This is a genomic window from Micromonospora parastrephiae (genome assembly GCF_016802865.1).
Lineage (GTDB): Bacteria > Actinomycetota > Actinomycetes > Mycobacteriales > Micromonosporaceae > Micromonospora > Micromonospora parastrephiae.
On record NZ_JAEVHM010000001.1, the window covers coordinates 132,579 to 149,493 of the forward strand.

The window sequence follows — 16,915 nt, forward strand, 5'->3', positions numbered from 1 at the left end:
CATGCAGAAACCCATCGGACTTCCCCACGGCGTACGCCTACCCCGCACCTTCACCGAAACCGACGCCCGCGACGTGTTCTCCGCCTTCGCCCGCGCCTACGGCTGGACGGGCTACCTGATCGGCCGCGCCGAAGTACAGGCCCGGATCAGCCCCCTCAGCCTCACCGACGCCGAATGGCAACGTCTGCACACCAGCGACGACTGGAACCGCGTCAACGCCACCGCAAGCCGCGCCATCGACCACGCCGACGCCATCGGACACGCCCTACGACAGGCCGGATTCGGCTGCACCACCTGCACCTCAATCGTCACCGGCCCGCCCGCAGCAACCTGGCGACGGTGCCCACGTTGCCTCGCAACCACCACCCTGACCGAGCTGCAACACCAACCCTGCCCCGCCGCCGACCCGCCCGCCGCCCACACCTGGGACGCCGGACGATGCAGCGCCTGCACCATGCCCGCCCCGACACCCCGCCTCACCGCTGTGCCCGACGCCGCCTAACCACCGGGGGACACCGGCGGTTGCCGGTGTCCCCCGGCCCGACGCTCAGCGGTCCGAACAGCAGGAGACCCGATGGCCAGCCAGCCACACCAACCCATTTCCGGCGTCCTGGACGACCTCACCCACGCCCTACCGCTCATCGGCCGGCACTTGACCGCACCCGCTGTCATCGGCACCGGCGACCAGGCCACGCCAGTCGTCGCCATCACCGGACCACACACCACGATCACCGTCGAGCGTGGCCCCGAAACCAGCCACCGAATCACCATCGACATCCACACAGCGCGCGCCGCCTGACCGCCAGTCGGATTCCCCCTGGGACTCCCCCGATCTGCTCCCCCGATCCACGGCACGGCCACCGCGACTCCCACGAGCACCAGCCGGCTCGGATGCTCGCCGCACCTGTCACCCGTCCGGGCCGGCTGCCACCCGCGTGCGCAGTCGCCCTGGTGCCTCAAGGCCGGCACAGGGCCAAGACATTGACCGGAGCGGCCTACGGCCGCGCTGCCTAACCCTGCACGGCCGCCGGCTGCGCCGGCGACCAGCCCCCGTCAACTCCTGCCCTGACCGCCAGGGACGCACCCGCAGTTTCCCAGCACAGAAAGGACCTCCACAGTCATGCGAACCATCGCCGATTTCCGACGCGCCGCCGTACCCGACAGCATCTGGTTGTGCATCAACCGGCGTCTCATCGGCGGGTGCCACGTCGTCGGGTTCAACTCGGCGGCCGGTGTGCTGTTCACCGACCGGTACGCCGAGCACGGCCAACCCGAAGCGGTCGCGTTCCCGGCCGACGTGGAAGTGGTCGACCGCACGTCGTCCACCACAGTCCACCCGCACGGCATCACCGCCCGGGTGTACCGCATCACCAAGACAGAAGCCCGGCGCCGCTGGCACCTCGGCCAGTACGTCGCGGTCAGCAACGAACGCCACGACGACGGCACACGCGGATACGCGATGCGCCCCGGGCACTACCGCGAGCGGTTCCCCACGTTCGACGCGATGGTCGAGGCGTCTACAGACACCCGGCGGCCAACGGCGGTCCACTTCTCCAAGCCCCTCCCGATGTTCGACCTCGTCGCAGACGCAAGCGCGGCCGAATCCACCGACGGGCGATTCTGGATCCGCGTCGCCGTCGACGCGTGGCTGTGGATACACCCCGACGCCACCGGGCGGCCCTGCCGGCATACCCACGACACGGCCACGATGCTTCAGTCCGGCGACCTGCGGGCAGTCAACACCCACCACACCCCGGCCGACTGCGAACGCGTCACCGCCGAACTCATCGGCGGGGACCTCACCATCACCGGCACCCCCGCCGGCACGGTCCAAATGAACGTCGCGGACAACACGGGCGGGTTCCTCACCGGCATCGCCGAGCGGATCGGTCCGTTCACCGTTCACCTTCTCCGCACCAGCCTCACGCGGCCCTGCAACACCCGCACCGGCAAGCCGGACCCGCGCGCGGCGGAGCCACCCGCCACCACCGACATAACGCCCCGCCACTAATCGACCTGTCACAGCTGACAACCACCGCACCCGCACGCAGCAACCGTCGGCCGCCTCCGCCGCTGAGCCTTCAGCCCGTTTTGGTTCCCCGGTTCGTGGTGGTGGCGACCGTTGCTCCCGCGAGCACCGGGCGGTCCGGACGCTCGCTGCGCTCGCCCCGAGTCCGGCCCGCCCTGCCGACTCCGCGTCCAGTCACCCTCGCGCCTCAAGGCCGGCGCAGGGCCAAGACATTGCCGGAGCGGCCTACGGCCGCGCTGCCCTACCCCTTTTCGGCCGCCGGCTGCGCCGGGATTATCGGTATCGAACGTCGGAAGTAAAATCCGCCACGGGCTCAGAAAACATCATGCACAAACCGCATGATCTTTTCCTCGAAACCCCCGCGTCGGATTTGACTGCCGCCGCCCGACACCTGGGCGAGCGAGCTCGCCCCCGGCGGCCAAAAAAGGGGTTGGGCCGTGACGGGACGAACACGTCCAGGTGATCGCGGCCGGCACGGCCCGCCGGGCGATCTTGGGTCAAAACCATTCGCGGAGAAATGGCTCCCAGATAGACAGCTCAACCCTTAATGCTGTATGATTATAGATGTGAGGGAGGGGACGGCAGCCCCCAACCACACAACCAACAACCCCACAACGAAAGGCAGCACGATGGGCGAAACTCCCGCCACCTACGAACAAGCCGACCGCGTCGCCAAGCTCACCCGCGAAGTCCGTGCCCGTCACCTCGCGCACCTGCGCCTCACGACCGAGGCGATGCGCGACATCCTCCGCATCGAGGACAACCACGAGCGCAACCGACGCACCGTCGTGATCTTCCTGCACCTGGTCCTCAGCAAGACCCACCCGGTCACCCCCGAGTGCGCGAACCAGATCATCACCGCCGCCGCCTACGAGGTGAACGGCATCGACTGGGCAGCCACCGAATACACGGTCCGTTGGATTGACAGCGGACGGTTCTACCTCGACACCATGAGCGGAGGGGCGGGCTTCTGTATGCCCGTCAACCTCACCGCCGACCCGGTCAACATCGAGCAGCACCCGAACGTCTACCTCGCCCCGGTGAGCAAGGGCTGACACGCAACCGCCAGCGGCGGCCGGACAGATTCCGCGCCCCGGCCGCCGCTGGCGACGCCTGCCAAATCCCCTCACGCGCCCGGCCATTTTTCGCCGACGACGCGCCCAGGTGCCCTCACCGGAAGGCCCCGCCATGCTCGTTTACACCCTCGCCACGTTCAATGTCGCCCTGACCCTCGCTGTGCTTCTGCTCGCACGCCATCAGCACCGCGTCCTGACCACGCTTCACACCCGGTTGACCATCGCCGAATACCGCGCCAGCCACGACGACCTCACCGGGCTACTGAACCGACGCGCCATCCTCGCGCACCTGCAAACCCAGCTCGACGCCAGCCGCCCAGTCACCATCGCCGTGCTCGACTTCGACGACTTCAAAGCCATCAACGACAACCACGGCCACGACGCCGGAGACAAAGCGCTCATTGAAGCCGCCCGCCAGCTCAAAGCGCTACCCATGACCGCCGGTCGCCTCGGTGGCGATGAATTCCTCATGGTGACCACGGCCGACCCCCGCACCGGGTCCGCTCACGCCGTCGCCGCGCAAGCCGCAATAGCGAGCGCCTGCATCGACGCCGCCGGCCGCACCGTCCGACTGGCCGTGACCGCAGGTGTGGCCCACGCCCCCGCCGGCATCAGCCTCCCGGACCTCATGCGCCGCGCCGACCGCGCGATGTACGCAGCCAAGCGCACCGGCGAACCGCTCCAGACCTACCACGACGAGATCCCCGACGTGCCGGCCCCCGGCCCCCAGCACCACCGCCGCACCTACCGCCGCTAACCCACGCCGGGCCGGTGGCCGGGCAACCCCCACCCGACCACCGGCCCCACCCGTAGAGGAGTCCGGATGACCGCGCTCACCGCACCGACGATGAAGCTACGCACCCTGCCCGCCACCGACCGGCGACGCGACGTCTACACCCTGCTCGACGGCGCGACCCGCACCGTTTCCGTCGCGCTGGCCCGGCTCGACCTGTGCGACCACGTCCCGGCATGGCCAGCCGACCCCGAAGCGACGGCCTACCCGCCGCGCACGGTCCGAGCCGCCGCCGCCCAAATCGCCCAACACGCACGCGACGACCGATGCGACCGATGCGTCACCCGCCACCACCAGATGCGCGCCGCCGCCCGACTCGCCGAACTCTGGTTGGACCTGTGGCGCGCGTGCATCCGCTACATCACCCAGCCCCAGCGCTTCCCGTTCCACCGCACACAGCGCGCCGCCGCATGGCTGGCCGACTACGTCGCATGGGTCATCACCGGGCGACCGCACTACCTCCTAGGCCAACCCGCCTAGCCCCGGTGCCCGGCCGGCATCCCACCGGCCGGGCACCGCACGCGGGACGCGTCGACGCGCATCGAGCACGCCACCGCCGGCTGCCGCTCCCGCCCCTCACCCTGCACACCTCAAACAGACCCATCACCAAGCCGCCCGGAAGGCCCCAATGCATCCGCACATCCGCCACCCCCGCGACCCACGCCAATCCGTCTGTGGCATACCCGCCACAGACGTACAGCGATGGGAGACCGAGCACCCGCCACGCAGCTACTACACCTGCGAGGACTGCTACACCCTCCTACCCGAGGCAACCCGACCCGACGACGCCACCCACCCAACCGGCGACGCCACGCTCATCGACACCCTGCGCCAAATCGTCGCCAACCGCCAACACGCCAAGATCAACGGCGTCATCGTCGACATCTGGTCGGCCAGCGTCACCGTCCTCATCTGGGACAACATCCGCGACGACAAACGGCAAAGACTCCTCACCCTGCCATCACACGAACTGATCCTTCGTTGCGTCGCCATTTACACCCACCTCAACGCAAAGACCAACAACCAATGACCGACGACCAGCGACGGCAGCGGTTCGTCTTCGGGCCGTGGGTGTTCGACATCAGCGCCGCACTAACGCTGATTGCCGCGCGACCGCGCGACGCCCAACCCCTCAACGTCACCGCCTGGGCGAACGCCTACGGCCTGCACCACCTCGACAACCCGAACCCCTGGGCAACCAACCTCATCGGCCCAACCACCAACACCCTCCACCGGGCCTACGCCATGACCACCGACCTCACCACACCAGTGATCGTGTGTCAGATCCCCATCACCGGACAGCAGCCCGCCCCGCTGCTCATCGACGGGACACACCGGCTCTACCGCGCATGGCGCGAACAGGTGCCGCAGCTCCCCGCCTACCTGCTCACCCCAGCAGAGACCCAACAGATCCAGACACCGCGCTAACCCTGCCTCACCGGTCCACCGCCCCGGCCCCGAACACGCTCCTGAACGCCTACCCCACGCAGCGCCCGGCCGCCGACAAAGCGGCCGGGACAGCGCACCCCAGGCGTCACCGACGCGCATCGAGCGCGCCGCTGCCGGCTGCCGCACACCTCACCCAGTGCCGCACCCCGCAGCGCAAACCCTCGCACCGCATGAGAGGCATCCGCATGAGATTGACCCGCCCTGAACTCGTCATGATCGCCCATGTCTGCGACGACTGGGCACCCAACTATTTCCACAACCCGATCCACGGCGGCAAGGACGCGGCCGTCCGCTACATCGCAGACCACCACCTTGACGGATTGCTCATGAAATACGGTCGCCCCAAGATCTGGGATGCCGTTGCCGCTCACCTCGACGCCAACCCCGACATACTCACCGCGCCACGCACCACCAGCGCCGAACGCAGCGCCCGCGAGCACGCCCGCAATACCCGCGCAAACAACTTCCTCAGCGCGGCGCTGCACCACCACCAGGCCGCCCAGCCGTACGAAGCGCTGTCGCTCATCGATCGCGCGGAATTGGCCTCGCCCACCTTCAAGGACTTCACCCAGTACCGACGCGCCGTACGCAGGAAGCCACCGCTCTTAACCCCGACCGACCTCACCGGAACCAACCTGCGCCACCGCGCCATGCTGCCGCTGGCTGACCCACATCCGGGGCCGCCCGTCATGTATCACGGCAGCCAGGCCAGGGGACGGGTTCACCCCGGCCATTTGGTCATCGAAGGTGACTGGCCCGCCGCCATCCCCGAGCACTGCACCGCCACCGACGACGAACTCATGGAATGGATAGGCGAAGGGACGGTTCGCGTCTGCACCGGATGCGGACTCGACTGGACCTAACCATGGTGCCCGCAACGCTGGCCCCACCAACTCAGGACAGAGCGCCGCGCGAGACATCACCAGCGGAAGCCGGCCTGGCACTTCCGGGCACCGGGACAGCCGTGCGCCGACGACGAGGCACCAACTCGCCCAGCTCAGCGATTCGGGCGCGCACCGCAGCGCCATCCGCGCTCCGCCGATATGCCCTCACCCGCGCCACGTCCACGCCGGTCAAGTCCGCCGCCAGGCCGTCATCGCGCAGCACCGTCGCCAGGACCGCCACGGCCAATTCGTGTGCCGCCGCAGCCGTCCCGACTTCCTGATCCAGGCGCGCGACGACCTCACGCCGACGCCGCTCCGCGTCCTGGACCGTCCCGGCAGCCTGCTCGACCGCCCGCACCGCGCGCAGCTCCAATTCCTGCCGCCGCCGCAGCGCCCGAGTCGCGTCATTCCCCGTTTTGCTTGCCATTCCCCGACCGTAGCGACCACCCGGACCAACCCACCAGATAACGCACCAGGCCAATTCGTCTATTCGTTCGATGCTGGCCGCAGTTCGTCATCTTCCCCGACCGGTCGTTCATCCTCAGCCACGCACTCTGCGGCCTGCCTAAACGGCTAGCGCTTCGTTTCTTGCTCGCTTACGGGGGATACACCCCCTTGCATTCTCGGCCACCGTCCGATTAGTTGATCTTCTACGGTCGAGTCATGTTGTCCGTCACGCGCATCTCGCCCGGCGACGGCTACCGCTACGTGATGGAGCAGGTGGCCGCTGGCCGCCATGACCTGCGACCACTGGGAGATGGAGGGCCGACGCCCTACTACGTCAACGACACCGCGCGGGGGGAGAGCCCCGGCTGGTGGGCCGGTGACGGCGCCGCCGTCCTTGGCGTCTCCGGCTGGGTGAACGAGCGGCAAATGCGGTATCTCATTGGCCAAGGACGGCACCCGATTGCCGGTTATCGGCTCGGGCAGAAGTGGCGGATCTACGCGCCGATGACCGACGAGTACCGCGAAGAGGCAGTCCGGCGGGCGTTGGCGCACCTGCCCGCCGACGCCACGGTGGAGCAGCGCGACAAGGTATGGCACGACATCATGAACGCGCCCGAGCGGCGGGCCGTATCCGCATACGACGTCACCGTCTCCCCCGTCAAATCCGTATCGCTGCTATGGGCGTTCGGCGACGACGCCGTCAAGCAGGACGTTATGGCCGCGCACCACGCCGGCGTGCGGTCACTCCTCGATCACCTCCAGCGCCACGGTGCGTTCGCCCGCGCCGGCGCGGGCGGCGTCCGCCAACTCGACACCGCAGGGCTGGCGGCATTGGTCTTCGACCACCGGATGAGCCGCGAGCGCGACCCGCAGCTGCACTCGCACGTCGTCGTCTCCAGCAAGGTCCAGACGGTAACCGCGGACGGCGACCCGCAGTGGCTGGCCCTCGACGGCAAGGCCTTCTACCGCGCGACGGTCGGCGCCCGGGTCGCCTACGAACGCGCGGTGGAAGTCGAACTTCACCGCCGCCTTGGGGTTACCTTCGGCGCCCGTGATGACTCGGGGATCCGCGAAATCGCCGGTTTCAGCGACGCGTCGCTGCGCCACTACGGCAAGCGCCGCGGCGCGATCACCGAGGAGATGAACCGCCGCACCGACAGGCAAGCACCGGCGACACGATCAGTGGCCGCGCAGTGGCGCCGTCGCGCGCAGGACGCGACGTTGCGGACCCGCCGACCGCACAAGGGCGCCGAGTCCACCCAGCAGGCCGTGCAGCGCTGGCACGCTGAGGACCGCGCTGCGCGGCTCGACACCGCCGGGCAAGTACGCGGCGTCCTCACTGACGCCGCCCGTGACGACACCGCCGTCACCGCGCGGCGGATCCTTCGCCGCGCGTCCCGACTACACCCCGACGGCGTCGACGAAGCAGCGCTCCGTGCGGTCGCCGCGCAGCTCGGTGTCCCCGCCACCGACCACGACCGCGTCATCGACGCGGCCGTGCGTGCCGATGTGCGCCTCGCTCTCGCTCGCGCTCTGCGTAACCTCGGCCGCGAGCGGGCCGTTTTTGGCCGCGAGCACCTTGAGCTGGCCATCGGCCGGGTCCTCGACATCACCCCCGGCCATTCACCGGAGGCGGACTGGCAGCGGGTGCAAACGCTCGCCGGCCGGGCCATCGCCGATGGTCTGGGTGGGCTGCGCGTGCTCACACCGCCAGCGCTCGTGCAGTGGGGGCCGAGCCTGCTGCGCGGCAGCGACCGGCACAGCGAATACACCCGGCACCGCGACCTGCAGATGACCACTCACACGGTCCTCGCCGCCGAGAAGGAAGTCCTCACCTACGCCGGCCGCCGCGGAGCCATCCCCGCTTCAGCGGCAGCGATCACCTCCGCGACAGCGGCCCTGCGGTTGTCTCCCGAGAAGGAGGCGGCGCTGCGCTGGCTCGTCGGCGACGACCGGCGGGTCACCGGCGTCGTCGGACCGGCCGGCACCGGCAAGACCTACCTGCAACGCGCCGTCGTCACCGCCGCACGCGACAGCGGTGTGCCGGTGCTCGGCCTCACCGTCGGACAGTCCGCAGCCCAACTGCTCGCCGACGCCACCGCCGCGCCCGGGCAGGTGCTACGGACCGAGAACATCGCCCGGTGGTTGCACGCCCAACACCGGCCGCCACCCGGCGCCAACGCCACGGACTGGCAGTTCCGACCCGGGCAATGGCTCATCATCGACGAGGCATCACAGGTCTCCAGCCACGACCTCGCCCGCCTCGTTACCCACCTCGACAAGGTCAACGGCAAACTCATCCTCGTCGGTGACCCCGAGCAGATCTCCGCGATCGGGCCCGGCGGGTTGTTCCGCTACCTCGACAGCCTCGGCACCACCACCCACCTCACCGCGGTCCACCGCTTCACCCAACCGTGGGAAGGAGCCGCGTCGCTGCGCTTGCGCGGCGGCGACCTCACCGTCCTGGCCGAATACGACCGCCGGGGCCGGTTCATCGGCGGGCACCGGGCGCAGCTCGTCGGCCAGATGCTGGACCGGTGGGCAGGCGACATGGCCAGCGGTCTGCCCAGCATGATGCTCGTCGAAACCGGCGACGAAGCCGCCGATATCGCCCGTCGTGCCCGCGGCATCCTCATCCACGCCGGCCTCGTCCGCGCCGGCCCCGCCGTGCGCCTGCGTGACGGCAACCACGCCAGCGTCGGCGACATCATCGTCACCCGCCGCAACGACCGGCGCATCGCCGTTGGCGGCACGTTCGTCGCCAACCGCGACCGATGGCGCGTCAACGCCGTCACCCGCAGCGGCCAGGTGCAAGTCACCAACCTGCGCACCGCGACGACCACCGTGCTGCCCGCCGCGTACATCGCGCAGCACGTCCAACTCGCCTACGCCCTCACCGTCGACTCCGTTCAAGGCCAGACCGTGCACACCACCCGCGCGCTCGTCGACGACAACACCTCCCTGGCCCGCCTCTACGTCATGCTCACCCGCGGAACGACCCTCAACGAGGCGTACATCGTCACCGACGATCACCCTCGCGAAGGAACCCCACCGCAGCCACCCACCGCCCGCGTCGCCATCCTGGCCGACATCATGCGCCGCGCCACACCCGACCGCTCCGCCACCGAAACCGAACAACAACTCTGGGCCGACGTCGACGCCCTGCACGCCTGGGCACCCATCTACGACGACCTGTCCGCCCGCGCCCGCATCCCCGAATACCTCGCCATCGTCCGGCAGATCAGCGGACGGCAGCTAGCCGACCGGCTCGCCCGAGACCTCGCGCTGCCCGCGCTCATCGCCCGCCTCACCACCCTGCACGAAGCCGGCCACGACCCCACCGACGTCCTGCGCCGCGCCATCCGCCCCCGCGAAATTGACTCCGCCGACGACATAGCCGCAGTGCTGTCCTGGCGCATCGACCGCATCATCGGCCGCGCCACCGCCGACCCCACCATCGCCACCACACCGGAACTCGCCGCGACCTACACCGAACGCATGCCCGCCAGCCTCACCGGCGACATCGGAGACGCCCTGCGCCAGGTCGCCAACATCTGCGACCGCCGCGTCCGCGCCCTAGCCAATCTCGCCGCCGATCAGCAACCCGCCTGGGCCCGCGCCCTGGGACACGTCCCCAACGACGCAGCCGGCCGCGACCAATGGCTAGCCCGCGCCGAGGTCGTCATCACCTACCGCGACCGGCACCAACTCACCAGCGAACACCCCATCGGTCCCGAACCGTCCACCAGTGACATCGCCCGGTGGAACGCCTGGCACCGCGCCCGCGTCGTCGTCGGCACCGCCACCCTCACCGGCCACCTCACCACCACCGACGACCAAGAACTCACACGCCTGATCACCGCGCAACGCACCGCCGACGCCGCGGCACCGCCCTACGTCGCCGACCAGCTACGCGACGCGCACCTCACCCTCACCGACACCGAGCAGCGCCACCACGACCTCGCGCTCCTCCTCACCGCCGTCGACGCCGCCGGCCAACGCGCCACCGCCCACGCACAACAGCTGCGCCCCCGCTGGTGGCAACGCGGGCCATCGCGCACCCGGACCCTCAACACCCAGCACGAAACCCAACAGCGGATCGACGCCGCCACCGGTCGGGCTGCCAGTCTGCGAGCGAAGTTGACCAGCTTGCGCGAGGTCATCGACCAGCGCCAGGCGCGGGTCACCGACCTCGAGTCCCAGCACCGCACCTGGAGCCGCTGGTACACCAGCGCCCTGCCCACCCGCTACGCCGGACTCGCCGCCGCAGCCGAACAAGCCCGCCGCACCACAACCCGCCGCACCACCCTGGCCGACGCCATCGCCACCACCACCGCACGAGTCCGAGCGATCGACGAAACCCGCCCGCAGCCACAAACCACACCGATCACCGGGAGCCTGCCCCAGCACGCCGCCGCCCGGGAACGCACTACCGCCCGTGACCTGGGGACCTCAGAGGGAGCGGAGATTGACTAATGGCCACTCACCCGAGCGCGTTCGTCGACGAGTCCTGGTTCCAGCACAAGCACTCCCCTGGCGCCTACCTGATGGCCGCCGTCATCATCGACCACGACAGCGTTCCCGCCGCAGAGACCGCCGCGACAGAAGCCGCCGGCATCCACGATGGCTACCATTCCACCGCGCTCTACCACCGCGGACACGTCGGCACCATCGAAGCGATGCTCGACGTCGTCGCCGAACACTCTGGCTGGTCCGTCGTCTCCGCCCAAGTACCCATCAACCCAGGCAACATGGCCGCCGTACCGAACAACCCACGCCACGTACACGCACACCTGGAAGGCCAGCGGGAGCACGCCCGACAACTCAGCCTGGAACGGCTCCTGCGCTACCTCAACGGCCAACGAGTCCGCGACGTCTACCTGGAAACCCGGGGCAGCCCTGCAGAGTGGCGCGACGCTCGGGAGACCGGCAGCCGGCTGCCCAGCATCGACCGCAACGACATCCGGGCCTACCGCCGGCTCCTCGATCAAGGAGCCATCAGCCACCGCATGCGACTCGTCCACGTCGAAGGTCGCACCGACCCCGGACTCTGGATGGCCGATGCCGTCGCGTGGTCCGCAGGCCGCGCCATCCGCACCGACGAACCGCAATGGTGGAACCGAATCGGCGATGTCGCCACCATCCTCGAAGCGAGCACCGGTACCGAACTTCGCCTCAACGAGAGAGGGGCCGCTCCACCAGATGGCGAACGCGACCCCCACAACCTGAGCCAAAGCGCCCAGACCATGTCCTCACCCATATTGTACTCCGCCTCGCCAGAGGACCACCAGGTCGGTGCCATCCTCACAAGCCTCGTCGCACAGGCCGAACACGCGCGAACGCCGTCTACGAATCAGCTCACCCGCGAAGTCCTCGGCTACGTACAGCAGATCGCCGAACGTGTCGAGCGGTTGACCGACACCGTCAACAACATCATCCCGCATCCGGCTGGCGAGGCAGCCCCACAGCACGGCGCACCTCAACCCCGTAGCGCCGAGTACGAGAACCCCAGCCCACAGAACTCTCGCGAAATCGATGATTAACGCCGGAGGACAGCCGGCGCCACGTCCATCACAAAATGCGCGTCCTTGCGCTCAGCGGTCGCCACGAGATGGGTGGAGCACTCCCGGCCACGAGTTCGTCGACTACGGGGCCAGCCCGTCACCGACGACGGGGCGGCTTCGCCACCATCGGGCGGTGGGGCCGCTGGCGGGCCGTTCAGCGTGTCGGGGGCAAGGTGGCCTTGCCTCCGGCGACGCGGGGCGCGGATGGCGGTGAGGCCCGCGACAAGGGTGGGGAATTGGTAGCGGTGCTTCTGAGACCATGGGGTTACGGCATGGCAGTGCAGGCGCTGCTCGCCGCCGAGGTCGGAGCGGAGGTACGCGTTCGCACAGATGTCGCAGATGAGCAGGCGCTCGCGATCGTGCTCGGCGCCGAGCTGGGTGGGTGTGGTGTGGCAGCGGGCCCGCCAAGGCGGCCGGGCCCAGACGCTGCCGACCGGTTCGTCGCGGACCGCCCAATGCTCCTCAAGACCGCCGTTCTGGCCTGCCGCCCTCCCCCACAGTCCCCTGCATGGCCACCACCACGGTGACACAGACAGTGTCAGTCGCCTGTCGACCGGAATCTGTCGCAGCGGGGCTGCCTGCGCTGTGAGTGCTCTCCGCGTTGCCGTTCGGTCCGAAGCAAACGGCAACACAGCAGGCCGCGCGGCGGGCGGCCACAAGGTCTGTCACGGCTTCTGGTCAGTACAGCGCTGGTCGGTGGGCCGCTAGCTTTGCCTGTCGCTGGGCACGGGCGTAGAGCTCCTCCCGGGCGACCATGGGCGGCGACCAGCCGTCGGCCCAGTTGGTCAGGAACCGTTCAGCTACCTGTTTGCGTGCGGCGGCTGATCCGGCCCGCTGGTATGCCTGATCAGCGAGCAAGTCTGTGGCGAGTTGCTCGTAGTGATCGTCGATGTCGGCGTACCGCTGGCGGGCCATCTCATCGGCGCGCTCGCAGGCCAGCCGCACGGCCGTGTGCGTGGCTCGCTCGTCGAGGTCGGCGGGTAGGTGCTGCTGCGCGAACCGATACCGGCCGCCGCCGGGTTTCTCGGCCCGGAACTGCGCCATCGCAAGCAGTGCCCGCACAGCGGGCTCGGCCAGTTCCTCGCGCTCGTTCTCGCTCATCCAGCGCGGCCGGTCGTCGTCTTCATCACCGAGGCCACCGTGGTTAGCGGCGAGCAAGCTCTCCCACTCGGCGTACCAGGACGCGATGTGCTCCCAGAAGTGCACAACGCCGCCGGCGACGAACGCCATCTCGATGCCCTGCAACTGCCCACGGCGGGCGAGTAGGTGCCGTGGCGGATCGTCCACCGAGTCCCCGTCCGGATCGAACCGGTCGACCTCCAGGTACAGGGCAGGCGCACACATCCGCTGCGCCAGGTTCAGGAAGCCCGGCAGGTCAATAACCTCCCCGTCGAGTTGCACCTCGGGCCCGAGGTCGTGCAACGGCACCGCGGGCACCACAGTCAGGGCGTTCTGCTCAGCGAAGGCGGTCGCCGCCGACCGCAGACTGCTCACCTCGTCCACGATGGAGAACTTATCCGCCGCCACGACTGCCCCGCGCCCGCCACGCTGGCCGCGCCTCTGGCGCAAGCGATCAGCTGCCCAAGGTCGCCACGCGGATGCCGACGCCTGCGTCACGGAAACTCCTGAGGTAGTCATCGAGCCAGTTCAGGGCTGCCTTCTGCGGCTCGTCGTCGTACTCGTAGATCGTCCACGTCTGCGAGCCCACCCGGACGCGCTGCACATCCATCCGCCACTGCCCGGCGGCGCGGCCCAACGCCGGATCGGCGTCGAGGACTTGCTGCACCTCGGCGTGCGCCTCGTCGCGGGTGAGGTAGCCGGGACCGATTGCCGGTCGGGCCAGCAGATCGTCCAACGACACATCCACGTGCAGCGTGTTCCACATGCAGATCAGGAGATCACACCGCCGCCGCACGTTAATGCAGCCGGCAGGGTCAGAAATCAGTCCGCGGCTTAGCGTGCTTCCATGCCGGCTGGTGCGGGTGACTGCGCGACGTCGGGCCAGCCACTGCTCAGGATGGGAGTTCATCAGTGTGCCGTCAGCCGGCGCGCGAAGTTGTCCGTCGCGCGAGTTGGTGCAAGGCGGCAAGAATGTGCTCTTTCTCGGCGGAGGTGGTGCGGGGATCGATAAATCGGTCGCGCACGGCCATAAGAAGCACCTCCATCGCCGTCGCCTCGGGCACCTCTGGCGACGGCGGTGTCTTGTAGGTCAGCGGGGTGAGGGCGCGCAGGGCAGCACCGAGCGGGAGGTCCAAGGCCGCACAAAACGCCCGCACCTTGGGTAGCTCTGGATGGTGCTGCCAGTCACCGGAGAGCCACCGAAAGATGGTGGAGCGTCCGACGCCGCTACGTGCCGCCACGTGCGTGATCGACCAGTCATGCTCGTCCTGAGCGGCGTCAACGGCGTGGCGCACGAACTGAGCGAACGCGTCCTGCACTGCCCGATCGGTGGCACCCATCTCCTGGCCGTCGCCGTCCCCGTAGTCGGTACCCAACTGACTTCTCCCACCCTCCCTGCTGCCGTCTGCAACGCAGTCGCACGAGTGTGCAGACGGCCATTCTGAGCGCTCGCGCCTGAGGGGCCAGGTCCGCTACCAGGTAACGGAACCCGGATCTCCGCACCAGGCGCGGCAGCCCATCGCTGCGCGTACTGCCGTCGCATCGCTGTCGCCTTCACCCGACGTCGAAGGCCTGATTCACAGTACGACTGGGGGCAAGCGGGCCCTATCGAAAGGCCTGGCAGCTGACGGAGACCGAACCTGCATGATCAGCGGACGGTCGCGTGATCCGGTTCGGCTACCGCCCATAGCTGCTTCGCTGGGCGCGCCGCCCTCAACGCTGGACGCGAAACGTTCGGGCCTCGCGATCGCCCGGGGGCGGCGCGCGTCACCGGTGGTTAGCGCGGTGGCTCGACGACCCTGCCGCGCCTAGGGACGTCGCCGTCGTGGGCGCCGCGGCCACGGACGTGGACGACGGTGCTTGGGATGATGACGCGCCGGTCGGGTTGGACGACTGGTTCCGCCGGCCCGGCGATGCCAAGCCCGCACAACTAGTGCGCCAAGGGTGGCCGTAACCCGCCGAATGCTCGTTGAGGGCTGCACTCTGTCACCGCCTTCTCGCATGATGTATAGATGGCGGGTGCTCCGCGCTAACCCGGCGCTCAACCAAGCAGCACGGAGCACCCTGACCGACCAGCCAGTCAGCACCGATCGGCGCGGATTACTTTCCTCGACGTCCCTAATGTCGGGAAAGGAGTCCGGACCAACTCCCGACAACATGGACCGCTGTCGGGCCACCCTCGTGCATCAAGGACGACCGCATGAGCACCGGCCAGCACCCCGCGCCGCGCCGCAACGCCCGCCCGTACGCCGTTGACGAGGTCACGATCCGCCAGCGGTGCGCCAACCCCGACGCCGCCGAGTACACCCTCTACGTGCGCGGGCTCATCGACGCCTACCTGGGCGTCGGCGGGCAAGCGAAGATCCTCGAGCACGCCCGCAACAGGGGGCTGCACTACCCCGGTCTCAACCGCCAGAAGCTGTCTGAGCAGCTCAGCCGCTACCGCCTCGGCCCGACTTGGGAGATGACCGAACTGATCATCGCCTGCCTGCCCGACAGCTGCGACACCGCCGGCATCCGAGCCCTCGCCGCAGGCTGGTACCAGTGCGCCCGCGGCCAGCTCCCTGACGGCTACAACGGTCCGGTCAGCCGCCCGCCGGGCAAACCCGGCCAGCGCAACGTCCCAGAAAGCGAACCCGCCATTCCGGTCCTGCAACGCCGAGTCGCCCGCTTGCAAGAACGCCTCAAAGCGGAAACCGATCGCCACGTCAGCAACCTGCGGGCCTCGGAGAACGCCCGCAACGAAGCGGTCCGCCAGGCCAACCAGCTCGAAATGCAGTTCCACCAGACACGCGATGAGCTGCTGCGCGTTCGTACCATCGCCGCGGAGGTCGCGACGATCCGCGAGGAGTACGCCCGCCAGTGCGTCGCACTCGAACTCGTGGCCGCGCCCGGCCTGCGCTCGACGCCGATCATCGACCTGCCGGAACTGCCCGCCACCCGCCGCCGGGTCCGCTTCGGACTCCTCGTCGCCGGAATCGACACGCAGGCACCACCGGCGCGCCGGGCGCTAGCCCGCTATCTGTGCGTCTACGCCGAGCTCACCGGCGTCTCCCCCACCGAGCTCGCCAGCAGAGCGGACATCGCGACCACGGTGACCATGGACATCCTCGCTGGACGCCTCGTGCCCACCGCCGCTCACGCCACCCGCTTGACCACCGTGCTGACCTGCGAACCAGACACCTTGCGCCACCTCATCGGCGCCGCCAGCAGCGCCACTGCCGTCGACGAACACTTCTGGAGCATCGCCGGCACCGTCGACACCACAACCTCCAGGGGCAGTACGCCGATCGTCGAGCACGTTGTCGGGATGGATCCCGACAACCCTGTCGCGCATCCCCACCCCGACCCGACAACTGCACCACCCAGCCCAATCGCCGATCGGCTCCGCCAAGTCGCCGCCGTCTATCAGCAGGGGTTGATCAGCGATGGCGAGTACGCCGAGCAACGCACTCGCATCCTGGGCGAGCTGTAAGGTGCCACTCGGTTACGCATGCGCGAGCCGACAGAACCGCTCGAAGGGGTAGACGCGGCGCGCCCTCCGACGCGATCGC

At 69.0% G+C, this 16,915-nt stretch carries 16 protein-coding genes; 12 read left to right on the top strand and 4 right to left on the bottom strand.

Annotated elements, in window-relative coordinates; all coding sequences use genetic code 11:
• Position 1: 1 nt before the first annotated feature.
• The 9 genes from JNW91_RS00655 (at position 2) to JNW91_RS00695 (ending at position 6,210) form a co-directional block, all read left to right on the top strand.
• Complete coding sequence (locus JNW91_RS00655; RefSeq protein ID WP_203172984.1) at positions 2–502, top strand: hypothetical protein; 501 nt, start codon at positions 2–4, stop codon at positions 500–502.
• 72 nt (positions 503–574) lie between these two features.
• Positions 575–799: a hypothetical protein gene (locus JNW91_RS00660; RefSeq protein WP_203172985.1), complete on the top strand. Its 225-nt coding sequence runs from the start codon at positions 575–577 to the stop codon at positions 797–799.
• A 321-nt stretch (positions 800–1,120) separates the two neighbouring features.
• The gene (locus JNW91_RS00665; RefSeq protein ID WP_203172986.1) at positions 1,121–2,011 is read left to right on the top strand and encodes a hypothetical protein; all 891 of its coding nucleotides are present in this window, start codon (positions 1,121–1,123) and stop codon (positions 2,009–2,011) included.
• Between the two features lie 647 nt (positions 2,012–2,658).
• Entirely contained in the window at positions 2,659–3,084 is a 426-nt protein-coding gene (locus tag JNW91_RS00670) for a hypothetical protein (RefSeq protein ID WP_203172987.1), read from the top strand.
• Positions 3,085–3,217: 133 nt separating this feature from the next.
• Positions 3,218–3,862 carry a GGDEF domain-containing protein gene (locus JNW91_RS00675; protein WP_203172988.1) on the top strand — a complete coding sequence of 215 codons (645 nt, stop codon included), beginning with the start codon at positions 3,218–3,220 and terminating at the stop codon, positions 3,860–3,862.
• Between the two features lie 66 nt (positions 3,863–3,928).
• Positions 3,929–4,378, top strand: coding sequence for a hypothetical protein (locus JNW91_RS00680; protein ID WP_203172989.1), 450 nt, complete (start codon positions 3,929–3,931; stop codon positions 4,376–4,378).
• A gap of 148 nt (positions 4,379–4,526) precedes the next feature.
• Positions 4,527–4,928, top strand: a complete 402-nt coding sequence (locus JNW91_RS00685) for a hypothetical protein (protein WP_203172990.1) — start codon at positions 4,527–4,529, stop codon at positions 4,926–4,928.
• Entirely contained in the window at positions 4,925–5,326 is a 402-nt protein-coding gene (locus tag JNW91_RS00690) for a hypothetical protein (protein WP_203172991.1), read from the top strand. Before JNW91_RS00685 ends, JNW91_RS00690 begins: the two co-directional genes overlap by 4 nt.
• A gap of 206 nt (positions 5,327–5,532) precedes the next feature.
• Positions 5,533–6,210 (top strand): hypothetical protein, encoded by a 678-nt coding sequence (locus JNW91_RS00695; RefSeq protein WP_203172992.1) that lies wholly within the window; start codon positions 5,533–5,535, stop codon positions 6,208–6,210.
• Between the two features lie 31 nt (positions 6,211–6,241).
• Here JNW91_RS00695 and JNW91_RS00700 read toward each other — a convergent pair whose 3' ends face one another.
• Positions 6,242–6,658, bottom strand: coding sequence for a hypothetical protein (locus tag JNW91_RS00700; protein ID WP_203172993.1), 417 nt, complete (start codon positions 6,656–6,658; stop codon positions 6,242–6,244).
• A 236-nt stretch (positions 6,659–6,894) separates the two neighbouring features.
• Here JNW91_RS00700 and mobF point away from each other — a divergent pair, with 236 nt between their 5' ends.
• Positions 6,895–11,154 carry a MobF family relaxase gene (gene mobF / locus JNW91_RS00705; RefSeq protein ID WP_203172994.1) on the top strand — a complete coding sequence of 1,420 codons (4,260 nt, stop codon included), beginning with the start codon at positions 6,895–6,897 and terminating at the stop codon, positions 11,152–11,154.
• Positions 11,154–12,221, top strand: coding sequence for a hypothetical protein (locus tag JNW91_RS00710; protein ID WP_203172995.1), 1,068 nt, complete (start codon positions 11,154–11,156; stop codon positions 12,219–12,221). The genes mobF and JNW91_RS00710 overlap by 1 nt, the downstream gene beginning before the upstream one ends.
• 699 nt (positions 12,222–12,920) lie before the next feature.
• Here JNW91_RS00710 and JNW91_RS00715 read toward each other — a convergent pair.
• The 3 genes from JNW91_RS00715 to JNW91_RS00725 all read right to left on the bottom strand — a co-directional run bounded on the left by JNW91_RS00715 (position 12,921) and on the right by JNW91_RS00725 (position 14,737).
• Positions 12,921–13,859 (bottom strand): hypothetical protein, encoded by a 939-nt coding sequence (locus tag JNW91_RS00715; protein WP_203172996.1) that lies wholly within the window; start codon positions 13,857–13,859, stop codon positions 12,921–12,923.
• Positions 13,816–14,127 (bottom strand): hypothetical protein, encoded by a 312-nt coding sequence (locus JNW91_RS00720; protein WP_203172997.1) that lies wholly within the window; start codon positions 14,125–14,127, stop codon positions 13,816–13,818. Before JNW91_RS00720 ends, JNW91_RS00715 begins: the two co-directional genes overlap by 44 nt.
• Positions 14,128–14,281: 154 nt before the next feature.
• Positions 14,282–14,737 (bottom strand): helix-turn-helix domain-containing protein, encoded by a 456-nt coding sequence (locus JNW91_RS00725; RefSeq protein ID WP_407664222.1) that lies wholly within the window; start codon positions 14,735–14,737, stop codon positions 14,282–14,284.
• Positions 14,738–15,561: 824 nt separating this feature from the next.
• Between JNW91_RS00725 and JNW91_RS00730 the strand changes: the two genes are divergently transcribed.
• Positions 15,562–16,836, top strand: coding sequence for a hypothetical protein (locus JNW91_RS00730; RefSeq protein ID WP_203172998.1), 1,275 nt, complete (start codon positions 15,562–15,564; stop codon positions 16,834–16,836).
• Positions 16,837–16,915 lie beyond the last annotated feature (79 nt).